This window comes from Pseudoalteromonas sp. QJM3NY_22 (assembly GCF_056173065.1).
The window spans coordinates 2,071,000-2,085,913 of the sequence record NZ_CM149655.1 but is presented as its reverse complement, the minus strand read 5'-3'; the positions used below and the strand labels follow the sequence as shown (position 1 = coordinate 2,085,913).

General features: G+C 39.7%; 13 protein-coding genes. 6 read left to right on the top strand and 7 right to left on the bottom strand.

Annotation, left to right across the window (positions count from 1 at the left end):
* Positions 1-6: 6 nt before the first annotated feature.
* Together pgm and seqA are read right to left on the bottom strand one after the other, a co-directional pair.
* Complete coding sequence (gene pgm, locus AC0VZ4_RS09300; protein ID WP_475441537.1) at positions 7-1,644, bottom strand: phosphoglucomutase (alpha-D-glucose-1,6-bisphosphate-dependent); 1,638 nt, start codon at positions 1,642-1,644, stop codon at positions 7-9.
* A gap of 9 nt (positions 1,645-1,653) precedes the next feature.
* Positions 1,654-2,250, bottom strand: a complete 597-nt coding sequence (seqA, locus tag AC0VZ4_RS09295; RefSeq protein ID WP_475441536.1) for a replication initiation negative regulator SeqA — start codon at positions 2,248-2,250, stop codon at positions 1,654-1,656.
* A gap of 220 nt (positions 2,251-2,470) precedes the next feature.
* On the opposite strand from seqA, the gene AC0VZ4_RS09290 reads away from it, so the two are divergent.
* From AC0VZ4_RS09290 to fur, 5 genes are all read left to right on the top strand, one after another.
* Positions 2,471-3,238, top strand: coding sequence for an alpha/beta fold hydrolase (locus AC0VZ4_RS09290; protein ID WP_475441535.1), 768 nt, complete (start codon positions 2,471-2,473; stop codon positions 3,236-3,238).
* 95 nt (positions 3,239-3,333) lie between these two features.
* A complete protein-coding gene (locus AC0VZ4_RS09285) occupies positions 3,334-3,555 on the top strand; it encodes a DUF2788 domain-containing protein (protein ID WP_002962930.1) in 222 nt (73 codons plus the stop codon).
* 2 nt (positions 3,556-3,557) lie between these two features.
* On the top strand, positions 3,558-3,836 hold the full coding sequence (gene ybfE / locus AC0VZ4_RS09280; protein ID WP_002962928.1) for a LexA regulated protein: 279 nt from the start codon (positions 3,558-3,560) through the stop codon (positions 3,834-3,836).
* A gap of 14 nt (positions 3,837-3,850) precedes the next feature.
* Positions 3,851-4,378: a flavodoxin FldA gene (gene fldA / locus AC0VZ4_RS09275; protein ID WP_007375757.1), complete on the top strand. Its 528-nt coding sequence runs from the start codon at positions 3,851-3,853 to the stop codon at positions 4,376-4,378.
* 185 nt (positions 4,379-4,563) lie between these two features.
* The gene (fur, locus tag AC0VZ4_RS09270) at positions 4,564-5,007 is read left to right on the top strand and encodes a ferric iron uptake transcriptional regulator (protein ID WP_002962922.1); all 444 of its coding nucleotides are present in this window, start codon (positions 4,564-4,566) and stop codon (positions 5,005-5,007) included.
* Positions 5,008-5,279: 272 nt separating this feature from the next.
* Here the strand turns inward: fur and glnS are convergent, their stop codons facing one another.
* Positions 5,280-6,938 (bottom strand): glutamine--tRNA ligase, encoded by a 1,659-nt coding sequence (gene glnS / locus AC0VZ4_RS09265; protein ID WP_337120408.1) that lies wholly within the window; start codon positions 6,936-6,938, stop codon positions 5,280-5,282.
* A 217-nt stretch (positions 6,939-7,155) separates the two neighbouring features.
* Here glnS and AC0VZ4_RS09260 point away from each other — a divergent pair, with 217 nt between their 5' ends.
* On the top strand, positions 7,156-8,226 hold the full coding sequence (locus tag AC0VZ4_RS09260; protein WP_033039029.1) for a DUF3083 family protein: 1,071 nt from the start codon (positions 7,156-7,158) through the stop codon (positions 8,224-8,226).
* A 57-nt stretch (positions 8,227-8,283) separates the two neighbouring features.
* On the opposite strand, the gene sucD is transcribed toward AC0VZ4_RS09260, so the two are convergent.
* From sucD to sucA, 4 genes are all read right to left on the bottom strand, one after another.
* A complete protein-coding gene (gene sucD / locus AC0VZ4_RS09255) occupies positions 8,284-9,156 on the bottom strand; it encodes a succinate--CoA ligase subunit alpha (protein WP_002961811.1) in 873 nt (290 codons plus the stop codon).
* The gene (gene sucC / locus AC0VZ4_RS09250) at positions 9,156-10,322 is read right to left on the bottom strand and encodes an ADP-forming succinate--CoA ligase subunit beta (RefSeq protein ID WP_007375754.1); all 1,167 of its coding nucleotides are present in this window, start codon (positions 10,320-10,322) and stop codon (positions 9,156-9,158) included. Before sucC ends, sucD begins: the two co-directional genes overlap by 1 nt.
* Positions 10,323-10,499: 177 nt before the next feature.
* Positions 10,500-12,011 (bottom strand): 2-oxoglutarate dehydrogenase complex dihydrolipoyllysine-residue succinyltransferase, encoded by a 1,512-nt coding sequence (odhB, locus tag AC0VZ4_RS09245; protein WP_337151249.1) that lies wholly within the window; start codon positions 12,009-12,011, stop codon positions 10,500-10,502.
* Between the two features lie 3 nt (positions 12,012-12,014).
* Positions 12,015-14,834 (bottom strand): 2-oxoglutarate dehydrogenase E1 component, encoded by a 2,820-nt coding sequence (sucA, locus tag AC0VZ4_RS09240; RefSeq protein ID WP_475441534.1) that lies wholly within the window; start codon positions 14,832-14,834, stop codon positions 12,015-12,017.
* Positions 14,835-14,914 lie beyond the last annotated feature (80 nt).

Sequence of the window (14,914 nt, the reverse complement as noted above, 5' to 3'; positions counted from 1 at the left end):
ATTAAGTTAGCTTATAACTGAATCTACAAGCTTTTTAGCTTCTTTTTCAAGTAACGCTAAATGCGCTTCACCTTTAAATGATTCAAGGTATATTTTATAAATATCTTCAGTACCTGATGGACGCGCTGCAAACCAGCCATTTTCAGTGACCACTTTTAAACCACCAATGGCGGCATCGTTACCTGGTGCATGAGTCAATTTTTGCAAAATAGGCTCGCCAGCAAGTGTATCTGCTTTAACATCAGAAGCACTCAATGCTTTTAAACGTGATTTTTGACCGCTTGTAGCAGGTGCATCTAGGCGTTTATAAATTGGAGAACCAAACTCTTGTTCTAATTCTTTATAAAGTGCTGATGGCGTTTTACCTGTTACTGCGAGTATTTCTGCAGCGAGTAGACCCATAATAAAGCCGTCTTTATCTGTACACCATACAGAGCCATCAAAACGTAAGAATGCAGCACCGGCGCTTTCTTCGCCACCAAACGCAAGCTTGCCTTTACTTAAGCCTTCAACAAACCATTTAAAGCCTACTGGTACTTCTTTAACTTTACGGCTGTTACGAGCGGCTACTTTGTCGATCATAGAGCTAGAAACCAATGTTTTACCAATTTCTACGGCTTCATTCCAATCACGGTGTTTAAGTAAGTAATCGATTGCCACTGCTAAAAAGTGGTTTGGATTCATTAAACCATCTGGCGTTACAATACCGTGGCGATCGTAGTCAGGGTCGTTACCAATAGACACATCAAAATCATCTTTTAATGCAATAAGGTTCGCCATTGAATAAGGTGATGAACAATCCATACGAATTTTGCCGTCTTTATCAAGTGGCATAAAAGCAAAACGTGGATCAACAACATCATTAACTACGGTTAAATCTAAATTATATTTTTTAGCAATAACAGGCCAAAAATTAATACCTGAACCACCTAGTGGATCGATACCAATTTTAATACCTGCATCGCTGATTGCTTTTAAATTAACGATATTTGCTAGGTCATCAATATAAGGAGTCATTAAATCTTCGTAGCGGATAAAGCCAGAACGCGATGCTTTAGCGAATGGGAATAACTCAACTTCAACTAAGTCTTCTAATAAAAGTTGATTAGCTCTGTCTTCAATCCATTTAGTTACATCGGTATCAGCAGGTCCGCCATTAGGTGGGTTGTACTTAAAACCACCATCTTCAGGAGGGTTATGCGACGGGGTAACTACAATACCGTCTGCAAGCTCATTTGGGTGTAGCTTGTTATGACTAACGATGGCATGGCTAATAACGGGTGTTGGTGTAAAATCACCGTCTTCTTGTGTTATCACTTGCACTTCGTTAGCAACGAGTACTTCAATGGCGGAGTTAAATGCGGCCTCACTCAATGCGTGCGTATCTTTACCTAAAAATAACGGACCAAAAATATCATTTTGTTTTCTGTAATCACAAATAGCTTGAGTAATCGCCAAAATGTGTGATTCGTTAAATTTAACATCGTAAGAACACCCACGGTGGCCTGATGTACCAAAAGCAACGCAATGCTCAGGGTTCTGCTCAAGATCTGGTTCATTTAAATAATAGGCAGATACTAATTTTGGAACATTAACCAGTGCCGATTGTGGAGCAGTTTTACCTGCGCCTGAGTGAATAGCCATTATATTTCCTTACAGGTAATCGCGAATTTTTTCAGCTTGCTCTGCACTGTAACCAAGGCAAAGAGCCACTTCATGAAGCATCATTTTTTTACGCGTTGTATTAGAATTCGTCATAACCCAATATTCACTATCAGTTATGTTTTTAGGATTCATGCTACTGCCGCTATTAACTAAGTCTTCTTTGCTGGTAGCAAAGTAAACACGGTCGCGGCCTTTTATATCTAATACAGCCGAAAAGTCAGTTTTATGTGTACGGTAAAATGCACTTAAAATAAACAAAAAACGTCCAACAACGCCCTTTTGCATTGCCAGCTCTTCTTTATTTAGTACATTAAAAACATTATCACTTTTTTGCTTCACAGGTGCGTGAGCTACAGGTGTTTGTTTTTTTGTAGTCTCAGCAGCCGTTGGGTCTGAGCTTTTTAATGTGGCAGTGGACGTAGTCGCAGTTTGATTGTTTTGAGTTAGTTCTACGTTTGCGGTTAGAATTTTTTCGCCGCTCAGATTTAATAAACGACGTAAAATAGTGGATGCACTTTCACCAATACTTTGCGTATTGCTTGCAATATATTGATATAATTCGTCGTCTATGTCGATTTGTTTCATGTTATTCCTGTCATTACGGGTCACATTTCTTTCTCCCGTGTGATTATACCCAAACCAATCAGAAATGCGAGTTACAACAAGCACTCCCGTAAACATATTAATATTTACTTGATTGTTGTTGATTTAACAAACAAAAGCCCAATTGAATAAATAGTCGCTGTATTTTTTGCTTTTTAGAGCAATGCTCGGCAAACTATGGCGAATTTTTCAGGAGGCGTGTATGCAGTTAAATTACAAGCAACAAGGGCAAGGTCCTAACGTTATTTTGATCCACGGGCTTTTTGGGTCATTAGAAAACTTAAATGTTATTGCAAAGCCATTAAGTGAACACTTTAATGTTATAAACGTTGATTTGCGTAACCATGGTCTGTCACCTCATAGCGATGAAATGAATTACCCAGCAATGGCACAAGATATTGTTGAGTTATTAGCTCATTTAAACATAGATAAGGCCCATTTAGTTGGCCACTCTATGGGTGGTAAAGTGGCAATGGAATTAGCGCTTACCCATCCTGAGCTGGTAAATAAATTGGTTGTACTTGATATTGCACCTGTTAGTTACCCCGCTCGCCACACAAAAATACTGCAAGCATTAAAAGCAGTTTCAGCACAATCAATCGACGATCGAAAACAAGCTGATGCAATTATGCAGCCTTTTATCGAAGAGCTTGGAGTTCGACAATTTTTACTTAAAAGCCTCGCTAAAAATGAAGAAGGTCGTTTTGCATGGCGATTTAACTTAAATGTGCTTAATGAAAAATATTCGACAATCACATCCAATGTTAATGAAAACAATTCTTGTTTATGCGATACTCTTTTTATTAAAGGCAACGATTCTGACTATATTTTGCCCGAACATCGTACTGCAATTACAACACGCTTTAAAAACACCAAGGCTAAAATTATTCATGGAGCAGGTCATTGGCTTCATGCTCAAAAGCCCCTTGCTGTTAATAAAGCGATAAATGACTTTTTAACTGCGATTTAAAGTAATTTTAATCGCGTATTTTTGATTCTGCGCACTAAATATATGAATATTTATATGCTATAGTACGCGCCGTTTAATTTAAAGGTTATACGTTGATGGTCAGTCAGTTAATTAACGAATTTGATACCCTAGGGTTGTATTTTGGCTTAGCCGGTATTTTCATATTCATCGGCATGGCAATTAAAGACGTACTAAAAAGTGGTAATGTACCAAAGTTCGGACAATACATTGTCTGGGGCGTGCTCTTTTTAGGTTGTTCAGGCTTTATTGCTAAAGGGCTTATTCAAGTATTTTGGCAAGGCGCAGGTGTAGGTTAAGCATGGCGAAGTCAGAAACAGATAGAACTACACTCGATTTATTTGAATACGAAAAACGCCCAGGCAGACCTAAAACCAATCCCCTTTCACGGGATATGCAGTTAAAGGTAAATAAGCGTAATCAAATAAAAAGAGATAAAGCACGTGGTTTAAAACGTGTTGAATTTAAAGTTTCATCACAGTTATATCAAGCATTAAGTGATATGGCAGATGCACAAAATATTAGCCGCAGTGCGCTGATTGAAACGATTTTACAAGAAAGATTGGCTATTGATACATAAAAGGTTTTAAATCCATGGCAAGTGTAGGCATTTTTTTCGGAAGTGACACAGGTAACACAGAACACGTAGCAAAAATGATCCAAAAAGAATTGGGTAAAAAGCTAGTGGCTGTTCATGATATTGCAAAAAGCTCTAAAGAAGAGATAGCTGAATTTGATTTAATCTTATTCGGTATTCCGACTTGGTACTATGGCGAAGCGCAATGTGACTGGGACGACTTTTTCCCTGAGCTTGAGGAAGTGGACTTTGAAGGTAAGCTTGTGGCTATTTTTGGTTGTGGAGACCAAGAAGATTACGCAGAGTACTTTTTAGATGCAATGGGTATGATCAACGATATCGTCACTGAGCGCGGCGCTATTGTTGTGGGCCATTGGCCAAGCGAAAGCTATGACTTTGAAGCGTCTAAAGGCATGGCTGATGAGAAGCACTTTGTAGGCCTGGGTATCGACGAAGACCGTCAACCAGAGCTAACTGAGCAACGTGTTAAAGCATGGTCGGCTCAAGTGTATGAAGAAATGTGTTTAAGTGAATTAGCTGACTAATTTTCTACATATGTCGCGAGCTGTTTAAATACTATCAAACAGTTAGCGATTTAAGCTTTAATAGCAATATAAATCAATTGTTCTTTGCACTTAACGCTTAGGCACGTTATCCTGTTTATTGCTAATGTGTCGTGTACATCTTTGCAAGATGTCTAGTATAACCAAATAAAATTGAGACAGATTTAATGACTGATCATAACTTGGAACTTAAAAAAGCCGGTTTAAAAGTAACTTTACCGCGTATTAAAATATTAGAGATTTTACAATCTCCAGATAACCAACACATCAGTGCTGAAGATGTTTACAAAATTCTTTTGGATCTAGGTGAAGAAATTGGTCTTGCGACTGTGTACCGTGTACTTAACCAATTTGATGATGCAGGTATTGTAAGCCGTCATCACTTTGAAGGTGGAAAATCAGTATTTGAACTTTCAGGAAGCACGCACCACGATCATTTAGTATGCTTGAAATGTGGTAAAGTTGTAGAGTTTGAAGATGATATGATTGAACGTCGTCAACTTGAGATTGCTGAAGAAAATGGGATTACCCTTACAAATCATTCTTTGTATTTATACGGTGAGTGTAATGATAAAGCAGCGTGTAAAGAGTTTAGCGACGCAAACAGCTAATAGCGATTTTTAAAGCAATAAAAAACCTGCTAATTGCAGGTTTTTTTGTGTCTAAAATACGCTTGTAATGAATATACCCAGTAAAAACTGGGGATATTTTAAGTATTATACCAATCCGCAATAATACTTAATCATTTTGCGGGGCTAAACGTGTCGCTACCTGCGTTAAAAAATGCTCATTTAGAACAACTAAATAGCGAATTTTTTGCCTAGCTATCAACACGTTTTTCCAGCCTCAAAATAGATCACTTAATTAAGCGAATTGGTATTACTTATTGAGTTTTAGACCATGAATCGCGAAGACCCACTGTTTGGTTAAATACAACGTTCTCTGATTTAGAATCACGAGAAAAATAACCCGTACGCTCAAACTGAAAGCCCTGCTCTGCTTGAGAATCAGCAAGCGATGGCTCTAATTTAGCGTTTGGCAAAACAACCAATGACTCCGGGTTTAGTGTTGTTTCGAACTCATCAGCAGCTGCTGGGTTTGGTACGCTAAACAAACGGTCGTATAAACGCACTTCTGCAGTGATAGACTCTGGTGCTGAAACCCAGTGAATAACGCCTTTTACTTTACGTCCATCACTTGGGTTTTTACCAAGTGTTTCGCTGTCGTAAGTACAGAAGATAGTTGTGATTTCGCCATTTTCGTCTTTTTCAACACGCTGCGCTTTAATAACATAAGCACCACGTAAGCGTACTTCTTTATCAAGTACTAAACGTTTGAATTTGTTATTTGCTTCTTCTTTGAAGTCTTCACGTTCGATATAAATTTCACGCGTAAACGGTACATCACGACGACCCATTTCTTCTTTATTTGGGTGATTAGCCACAGATAAAATTTCAACCTTGTCTGCATCGTAGTTTTCAATAACGATTTCAACAGGATCGAGTACAGCCATTGCACGTGGTGCATTTTCGTTTAAGTCTTCACGGATACACGCTTCAAGCATGCCCATTTCGACCATATTCTCTTGTTTTGTTACACCAATACGCAAACAAAATTCACGAATTGAACCTGGTGTATAGCCACGACGACGTAAACCTGCAATTGTAGGCATACGTGGGTCATCCCACCCTTCTACATGGTTATTAACCACTAAATCACTAAGCTTACGCTTAGACATAATTGTATATTCAAGATTTAAACGTGAGAACTCAATTTGTTGCGGGTGACATTCTAAACTGATGTTATCAAGTACCCAGTCGTATAAACGGCGGTTATCTTGGAACTCTAATGTACATAACGAATGTGTAATACCTTCAAGCGCATCAGAAATACAGTGCGTGAAGTCATACATAGGGTAAATGCACCACTTATCAGCTGTTTGATGATGGTGCGCAAAACGCACACGGTAAATAATTGGATCGCGAAGCACCATAAATGAGCTTGCCATATCAATTTTAGCACGCAGAACACATTCACCCTCTTTGAATTCACCAGCACGCATTTTTTCAAATAACGCTAGGTTTTCTTCAACTGACGTGTCTCTATATGGACTGTTTTTACCTGGCTCTTTTAATGTACCACGGTACTGTCGCGCTTCGTCTGCAGTTAAAAAACAAACGTACGCTAAGCCTTTATTTATTAGCTCAACTGCGTAACCATATAAAGTATCAAAATAGTTAGAAGAATACTTTATATCGCCATCCCAATTAAAACCTAACCACTGTACATCCTCTTTAATAGAATTTACGTAGTTAATGTCTTCTTTTTCAGGGTTTGTATCGTCAAAACGTAGGTTACATAAACCGTTGTAGTCTTTTGCGATACCAAAATTTAAGCAAATTGATTTTGCATGACCAATATGTAAAAAACCATTTGGTTCAGGTGGAAAACGTGTATGCGTTGTAGCATGTTTCCCGCTTGCTAAGTCTTCATCAATTCGGGTTCTAATAAAGTTACTTGGGCGATTCTCAATTTCCGCCATAGGAGTGTGATCCTCTAATATTACGTAATAACAAAACTAATGCATTATTACAAAAACATACACTAACATACAGCAATAGATTAAGGTTTATTTTAGATATTGATTAACTTTAATCCACAGGTTCCATTGTTTATGAATAAAATTTGTTTTAACGCAATATTTAAGTCATCAAAACCGATTATAGTAATCGAATAACCTACTTTATAAGGATCCGAAGATGGCTACACTTAATCAACACCGCGTATATATTCCAACAAACGCACGCGCTAATCACTATTTATTGGCTGAAATAACACCTAGTGAAGCGTTTTACAGTAGTTTTACCACTATAGATTGTTGCTACGAGCGCATTGCGCGTCAACTATTTGCATGTTGTGATGAATATGAGCTTCATAATGTACATTTACTTGCCAACGATAAGCTACCGGTTGTACGATTTCATGATGAGTCATACCAGTTAGAAACGGATAAGCAGATGCTGTTTTTTTATAATCCTCGCTATCACGAAGCGCATAAACTTTATTACACACCAAACACGAAAAGTAAAAAAATACGTTTACTTTTTTTAGCCACCGGTGAGGACTTACGTGCGAATTCAGCTTTGTTTCACAATAAAGTACAAAAAGTATTGACCCTTTTACAAGAGCAATTATTTCTAAATCAACCTCAATTTAAACTTCGCGATCACCAGCATCTTACTTACGATTTGTTTGCTAAAGACAAAGGCAATAAAGAAAGTTATGGTTATAAGCTAAGAAGCCTCTACCCTCGTTATCAGTCGAGGCAATGCAATATACCGGGTGACTATGCTGAAATGACTTACACGACTTTTACTATTCCAATTTCTCGTGCAATCAAAACACAGTTTCAAACAATGGTAAACGATCAGGATTTTAAAAAGTTTTATGACTACTTTGCTGATAGCTTTAAACGCGCATGTGAAATTAATAAACTAACGCATGGCGCAATGGTTGCCAATGGTGCAATACCAATTATCCGTAACAGTAAAATAGATAAAAATGAAGGCAATGTAGAATTGCAGAAATTAAGTTTTGATGTTGAATCAAATGAAAGTCAGATTAAATATTTTTATGATGAAACTAAACTAGTAGAAACCATCCATTTCGTTGTCGTTGCGACAAACCAAGATAAGCATGAGATTGGGTATGGGCGCTTCATGAACCAAGTAGAAAAAACGGTTCACGCTTTATGTGAAGAGCTTGCTATAAATAAACAACGACAAGATTTGTCTGTGCGCTTCTTTCAGCACATTAGTTATCCATTCTAAATTTAACCCAATAACAAAAAGGCCCGCATAAGCGGGCCTTTCAGAGGGAACAAGCAATTACCAGCCTGTTTTCTCTTTAAGTGCTTTACCGATTTCAGCAAGTGAACGTACAGTTTTTACGCCCGCAGCTTCTAATGCAGCAAATTTCTCATCAGCAGTACCTTTACCGCCTGCGATGATTGCGCCAGCGTGACCCATACGCTTACCTTCTGGTGCAGTAACACCAGCAATGTAAGATACTACAGGTTTAGTTACGTTAGCTTTGATGTACTCTGCAGCTTCTTCTTCTGCAGTACCACCAATTTCACCAATCATTACGATTGCTTCAGTTTGTGGATCTTTTTCGAACATTTCTAAAACGTCGATAAAGTTAGTACCTGGAATTGGATCACCACCAATACCAACACACGTAGACTGACCAAAACCAGCATCAGTAGTTTGCTTAACCGCTTCGTACGTTAAAGTACCAGAGCGAGAAACAATACCTACTTTACCAGGTTTGTGGATGTGACCAGGCATGATACCAATCTTAGTTTCACCAGGAGTAATAACACCTGGACAGTTAGGACCGATCATGCGAGTACCTGTTTGATCTAGTTTAACTTTAACGTCAACCATATCAAGTGTAGGGATACCTTCAGTGATACAAACAATCAGCTCGATGCCAGCATCGATAGCTTCTAAAATTGCATCTTTACAAAAAGGAGCTGGTACATAGATAACTGAAGCAGTTGCGCCAGTTTCTTGAACAGCATCACGAACTGTGTTGAATACAGGAAGACCAAGGTGCGTTTGACCGCCTTTACCAGGGCTTACACCACCAACCATTTGTGTACCGTACTCAAGCGCTTGCTCAGAGTGGAAAGTACCTTGGCCACCAGTGAAACCTTGACAGATAACTTTTGTATCTTTATTGATTAATACAGACATTATTTGCCCTCCGCAGCAGCAACAACTTTCTCAGCAGCGTCTGTTAGTGATTCAGCAGCGATGATGTTAAGGTCAGACTTAGCTAGAACTTCACGACCTAGTTCAGCATTAGTACCTTCTAAACGTACAACTACAGGTACGTTTACGCCAACTTCTTTAACTGCGCCAATGATGCCTTCAGCAATCATGTCACAACGAACGATACCGCCAAAGATGTTAACTAAAACAGCTTTAACATTGTCGTCAGAAAGAATGATTTTGAATGCTTCAGAAACACGTTCTTTAGTCGCGCCGCCGCCAACATCTAGGAAGTTAGCCGGTTTGCCGCCGTGTAGGTTTACGATGTCCATAGTACCCATTGCTAGGCCTGCACCGTTAACCATACAACCAACATTGCCATCTAGAGCAACGTAGTTAAGCTCGAAGCTTGCTGCGTGTGCTTCACGTGCATCTTCTTGAGATGGATCGTGGAACTCACGGATTTTAGGTTGACGGTAAAGTGCATTACCATCAATACCGATTTTTCCGTCAAGACAGTGAAGGTTACCTTCGTCTGTAATTACTAACGGGTTGATTTCAAGTAGTGCGAAATCAAAATCAGTAAACATTTTACCAAGACCCATAAAGATCTTAACAAACTGCTTCATTTGTACTGGGTTAAGACCCAATTTGAAGCCTAGTTCACGTGCTTGGTAAGCTTGAGGACCTACTAACGGGTCGATTTCAGCTTTGTGGATAAGCTCTGGTGTTTCTTCTGCAACAGTTTCAATTTCAACGCCGCCTTCAGTAGACGCCATGAAAACTACTTTGCGAGATGCACGGTCAACTACTGCACCTAGGTACAATTCGTTAGCAATGTCAGTACAGCTTTCAACTAAAATTTTAGCTACTGGCTGGCCTTTCTCGTCTGTTTGGTAAGTAACTAGGTTTTTACCCAACCAGTTAGCTGCAAACGCTTTTACTTCGTCGATAGTTTTTACTAGCTTTACACCGCCAGCTTTACCACGTCCACCTGCGTGAACCTGAGTTTTAACAACCCACATATCACCGCCGATTTTTTCAGCAGCTGCTGCAGCTTCTTCAGGTGTATCGCAAGCGAAACCTTGAGAAACTGGTAAACCATATTCGGCAAAAAGTTGTTTTGCCTGATACTCATGCAAATTCATGATGCTTTATCCAATTTTTTATACTAAAAGAGCTGAATATTTTTGAAAATAAACAACTATCCCAAATTGCGCACCTAGTATAGATCCCAAGGCTTAACATGAAAACCCCAGTACGACCAAAGGCGCAAAAAAAAAGCTGTGAATGTTCATTCACAGCTTACATTTCATACAACTAGATTAAACATCTAGCAATAAGCGTGTTGGATCTTCAAGTAACTCTTTAATAGTTACTAAGAAACCAACAGATTCTTTACCATCAATGATGCGATGATCATAAGAAAGTGCTAAATACATCATAGGTAGTATTTCAACTTTACCATTTACAGCCATTGGACGGTCTTGAATTTTATGCATACCCAAGATTGAAGACTGTGGCAAGTTAATGATAGGTGTAGATAGTAATGAACCAAATACGCCACCATTAGTGATAGTGAAATTACCGCCGGTCATATCTGCAAGCGTTAGCTTACCATCACGACCTTTAAGTGCTAATTCACGAATACCCTTTTCGATTTCAGCAACAGATAGTTTGTCACAATCTTTAAGTACCGGAGTAACTAGTCCACGTGGAGTAGATACTGCAATGCTGATATCAAAATAGTTATGGTAAACAATATCGTCACCATCAATTGATGCATTAACATCAGGGAAGCGTTTAAGTGCTTCAGTTACCGCTTTCACGTAGAAAGACATGAAACCTAAACGAATACCATGGCGCTTTTCAAATACTTCTTGGTACTGCTTACGAAGGCTCATGATTGGTTCCATGTTCACTTCGTTGAATGTTGTTAACATTGCAGTTGAATTTTTAGCTTCAAGAAGGCGTGTAGCAATCGTTTTACGTAAACGAGTCATAGGAACACGTTTTTGAGTGCGGTCGCCCATCGATGCTGCAGGAGCTGAAGCTTCTGCTTTTTTAGCCGCTGGTGCGGGTGCTTTTAAGAATGTATCAACGTCTTCTTTAGTTACACGGCCATTTTTACCTGTGCCGTTAATTTTAGAAGCGTCTAGGCCTTTCTCAGCAATTAAACGACGAACTGATGGTGTTAACACATCAGAGCTTTCGCTTGAATCTGCTGCTGGCGCTGCGTCTGCTTTTGCAGCTGGAGCCGATGGTGCACCGCCTGCTTTAACCGAACCAATTACTTGCTCGCCGAGTACAGTATCGCCTTCGTTGTGAATGATATCACCCATGATGCCATCTTCTTGAGCTACTACTTCAAGAACAACTTTATCTGTTTCAATATCTACCAAGTTTTGGTCGCGTGTTACTGCGTCACCTGGTTGTACATGCCATGTAGCAATTGTTGCGTCTGCAACTGATTCTGGAAGTACAGGTACTTTAATGTCCACTTCTTTACCTTCTGGTGCTGATTGCGGCGCTGGCGCGTCTTCTGATTTAGCGGGTGCTGATTCTTCTTTAGATGAACCTTCACTTGCTGGCGCTGCATCAGCATCACCAAGTAAACCCATAACTTGATCGCCAAGTACGGTTGCACCTTCTTCTTGTGATATTTCTGTAATTACACCGTCATGCTGTGCAACAACTTCTAAAACCACTTTATCTGTTTCAATGTCTACTAAGTTTTGATCACGAGTTACTTTGTCGCCAACACTTACATGCCATGTAGCAACGGTAGCATCTGCAACCGACTCAGGAAGAACAGGAACTTTAATTTCTGTGCTCATTGCTTATCCTTTATTTTCTATAGTAAGCGCGTCGGCAACGAGCGCTTGTTGTTCTTTAGTATGTACTGACATGTAACCACACGCTGGTGATGCAGACGCTTTACGCCCTGCATATTTTAATTTAGCACCTTGTGGGATTGCATCAATAAAGTGATGTTGTGAACAGTACCATGCACCTTGGTTTTGTGGCTCTTCTTGACACCATACAAAATCAGTTACGTGTTGGTAACGCTCCATAATTGTTTGCATTTCGTCGTGTGGGAACGGATATAACTGCTCAACACGAACAATAGCAACATTATCTTGTTCAAGTTTGCGACGCTCTTGTAATAGCTCGTAGTAAACTTTACCACTACAAAATACAACACGTTCTACTTTCTCAGGGTTAATATCATCAACTTCGTCGATCATATTATGGAAAACACCGTGCGAAAGCTCTTCAAGCGATGAAGTAGCAAGAGGGTGACGCAGTAACGACTTAGGCGTCATAACAATCAGTGGACGACGAAGTGGCCGAACTGATTGACGACGAAGCATAGCGTAAACTTGTGCCGGAGTAGACGGAACACATACTTGCATGTTGTGATCAGCACATAGTTGTAGAAAACGCTCTAAGCGTGCTGAACTATGCTCTGGACCTTGACCTTCGTAGCCATGTGGTAACAAAATTGTCAGACCACATAAACGGCCCCACTTTTGCTCACCAGAACTTAAAAATTGGTCAAATACAACTTGTGCACCGTTGGCAAAGTCACCAAATTGCGCTTCCCAAAGTACTAATGACGTAGGCTCAGCTGTTGCATAACCATATTCAAAAGCAACGACAGCTTCTTCAGATAAAACAGAGTCAAATACTTGGAAAGTACCTTGATCTTCACTTAAGTGCTGTAGAGGTGTATAAGTAGCACCATCTGATTGACTGTGAACAACAGCATGACGATGAAAGAATGTTCCACGACCTGAATCTTGGCCCGTCAAACGGATGTCAGTACCTTCAGTTGCAATTGTTGCATAAGCAAGTGTTTCTGCCATACCCCAATCAAGAGGCTTCTCACCAGAAGCCATTAACTTACGATCATCGTAAATCTTTTTAACGCGTGACTGTGCTTTATATTGCTCAGGATAAGAAGCAATTTTCTCACCAAGTGTCTTGAGCTCTTCAACAGGTACGCTGGCATCGTAATCAACATCCCATTCATGGCCAACATACTTTGCCCAATCTGAAGAATGTGATGTCTCTGGCTGAATTTCTGAAACAACACGATTTCCTTCATCTAATGCGTTACGATACTCATCGGCTAAGGCTTTTATTTCTTGTTCAGAAAAAGAACCTTCAGCAATAAGTTGATCGGCATAGATTAAACGTGGAACTGGATGCTTTTTAATTTTTTGGTACATTAAAGGCTGCGTAGCATTAGGCTCATCAGCTTCGTTGTGACCATGGCGACGATAACACACTAAATCGATTACTACGTCACGCTTAAACTGGTTTCTGAAATCAAGTGCAAGTTGAGTAACAAATGCAACTGCTTCAGGGTCATCAGAATTAACGTGGAAGATAGGTGACTGAACCATTTTAGCAATGTCAGTACAGTAATCAGTAGAGCGTACGTCGTCTTGTTTTGATGTAGTAAAACCAACTTGGTTATTTACAACAATACGAATACTACCACCACAACTAAACGCGTTAGTTTGTGATAAGTTAAACGTTTCTTGTACAACACCTTGACCTGTAACCGCAGAATCACCATGAATTGTGATTGGTAGCGCTTTAATACCAGAGCTGTCACCTAAGCGATCTAAACGAGCACGAACTGAGCCCATAACTACTGGATTTACAATTTCAAGATGAGACGGGTTAAACGCAAGCGCCATATGAACATTGCCACCTTTAGTAGCAAAGTCAGATGAATAACCCATGTGGTATTTAACATCACCAGAACTTAATGTTTCTTTGTGTTTACCAGCAAACTCATCAAACAACTCTGATGGATTTTTACCTAGTACGTTCACAAGCACATTTAAACGACCACGGTGAGCCATACCAATGACAGCTTCTTGTTGGCCGCTTTCACCAGCGCGGTGAATAAGCTCTTTTAACATTGGAACTAATGCATCGCCACCTTCAAGTGAGAAACGCTTAGCACCTGGGAACTTAGCCCCTAAATATTTTTCAAGACCATCAGCTGCCGTTAATCCTTTTAGGATACGCAGCTTTTCTTCTTTTTCGAATTTAGGCCTAGACTGAACAGATTCTAAACGCTGTTGTAACCAACGTTTTTCTTCTGTCGATGTGATGTGCATATACTCGGCGCCAATCGAACCACAATATGTAGTTTTTAGTGCTTGGTATAGTTCACCTAAAGGCATAGTATCGCGGCCAACGGCAAACGATCCTACATTAAATTCGCGGTCAAAATCAGCTGCTGATAAGTCGTGGTAATCTAGCTCTAAATCTCGTACACGTTCTCGTTCCCAAATACCTAATGGATCTAGGTTTGCATTTTGGTGTCCACGAAAACGGAAAGCATTAATAAGTTGTAGAACTTTAACCTGTTTAAGGTCACCGCCACTACCCTCTGCTACCACTACTTCTCTATGCTTGTTTTTGGCAAGCTGTGCAAACTGCGCTCGAACTTCTGAATGTTTTACTTCAACATCCACACCATTAACTTTAGGTAATTGTTCGAACACTTCTCGCCATTCTTCTGGCACAGAAGTCGCATCGTCTAAATACGCTTCATAAAGCTCTTCTACATAAGCAACGTTACCGCCGTTTAAATGTGAAGATTCTAGCCATGCCTTCATCACACCTTCGTGCATTTATAAGCCCTTTTCTTTAGCGCAGAAATTAATAGTTATCATAACAAGATGGCTAATAATCTGTATTAGCCATCTTACGT

What these genes read in the sequence shown, in the direction of transcription:
- sucC (WP_007375754.1), bottom strand. Translation starts at nt 10,322, where the DNA reads ATGAATTTGCATGAGTATCAGGCAAAACAACTTTTTGCCGAATATGGT.
- fldA (WP_007375757.1), top strand. Translation starts at nt 3,851, where the DNA reads ATGGCAAGTGTAGGCATTTTTTTCGGAAGTGACACAGGTAACACAGAA.
- sucD (WP_002961811.1), bottom strand. Translation starts at nt 9,156, where the DNA reads ATGTCTGTATTAATCAATAAAGATACAAAAGTTATCTGTCAAGGTTTC.
- odhB (WP_337151249.1), bottom strand. Translation starts at nt 12,011, where the DNA reads ATGAGCACAGAAATTAAAGTTCCTGTTCTTCCTGAGTCGGTTGCAGAT.
- AC0VZ4_RS09285 (WP_002962930.1), top strand. Translation starts at nt 3,334, where the DNA reads ATGGTCAGTCAGTTAATTAACGAATTTGATACCCTAGGGTTGTATTTT.
- ybfE (WP_002962928.1), top strand. Translation starts at nt 3,558, where the DNA reads ATGGCGAAGTCAGAAACAGATAGAACTACACTCGATTTATTTGAATAC.
- fur (WP_002962922.1), top strand. Translation starts at nt 4,564, where the DNA reads ATGACTGATCATAACTTGGAACTTAAAAAAGCCGGTTTAAAAGTAACT.
- AC0VZ4_RS09290 (WP_475441535.1), top strand. Translation starts at nt 2,471, where the DNA reads ATGCAGTTAAATTACAAGCAACAAGGGCAAGGTCCTAACGTTATTTTG.
- pgm (WP_475441537.1), bottom strand. Translation starts at nt 1,644, where the DNA reads ATGGCTATTCACTCAGGCGCAGGTAAAACTGCTCCACAATCGGCACTG.
- glnS (WP_337120408.1), bottom strand. Translation starts at nt 6,938, where the DNA reads ATGGCGGAAATTGAGAATCGCCCAAGTAACTTTATTAGAACCCGAATT.
- sucA (WP_475441534.1), bottom strand. Translation starts at nt 14,834, where the DNA reads ATGCACGAAGGTGTGATGAAGGCATGGCTAGAATCTTCACATTTAAAC.
- seqA (WP_475441536.1), bottom strand. Translation starts at nt 2,250, where the DNA reads ATGAAACAAATCGACATAGACGACGAATTATATCAATATATTGCAAGC.
- AC0VZ4_RS09260 (WP_033039029.1), top strand. Translation starts at nt 7,156, where the DNA reads ATGGCTACACTTAATCAACACCGCGTATATATTCCAACAAACGCACGC.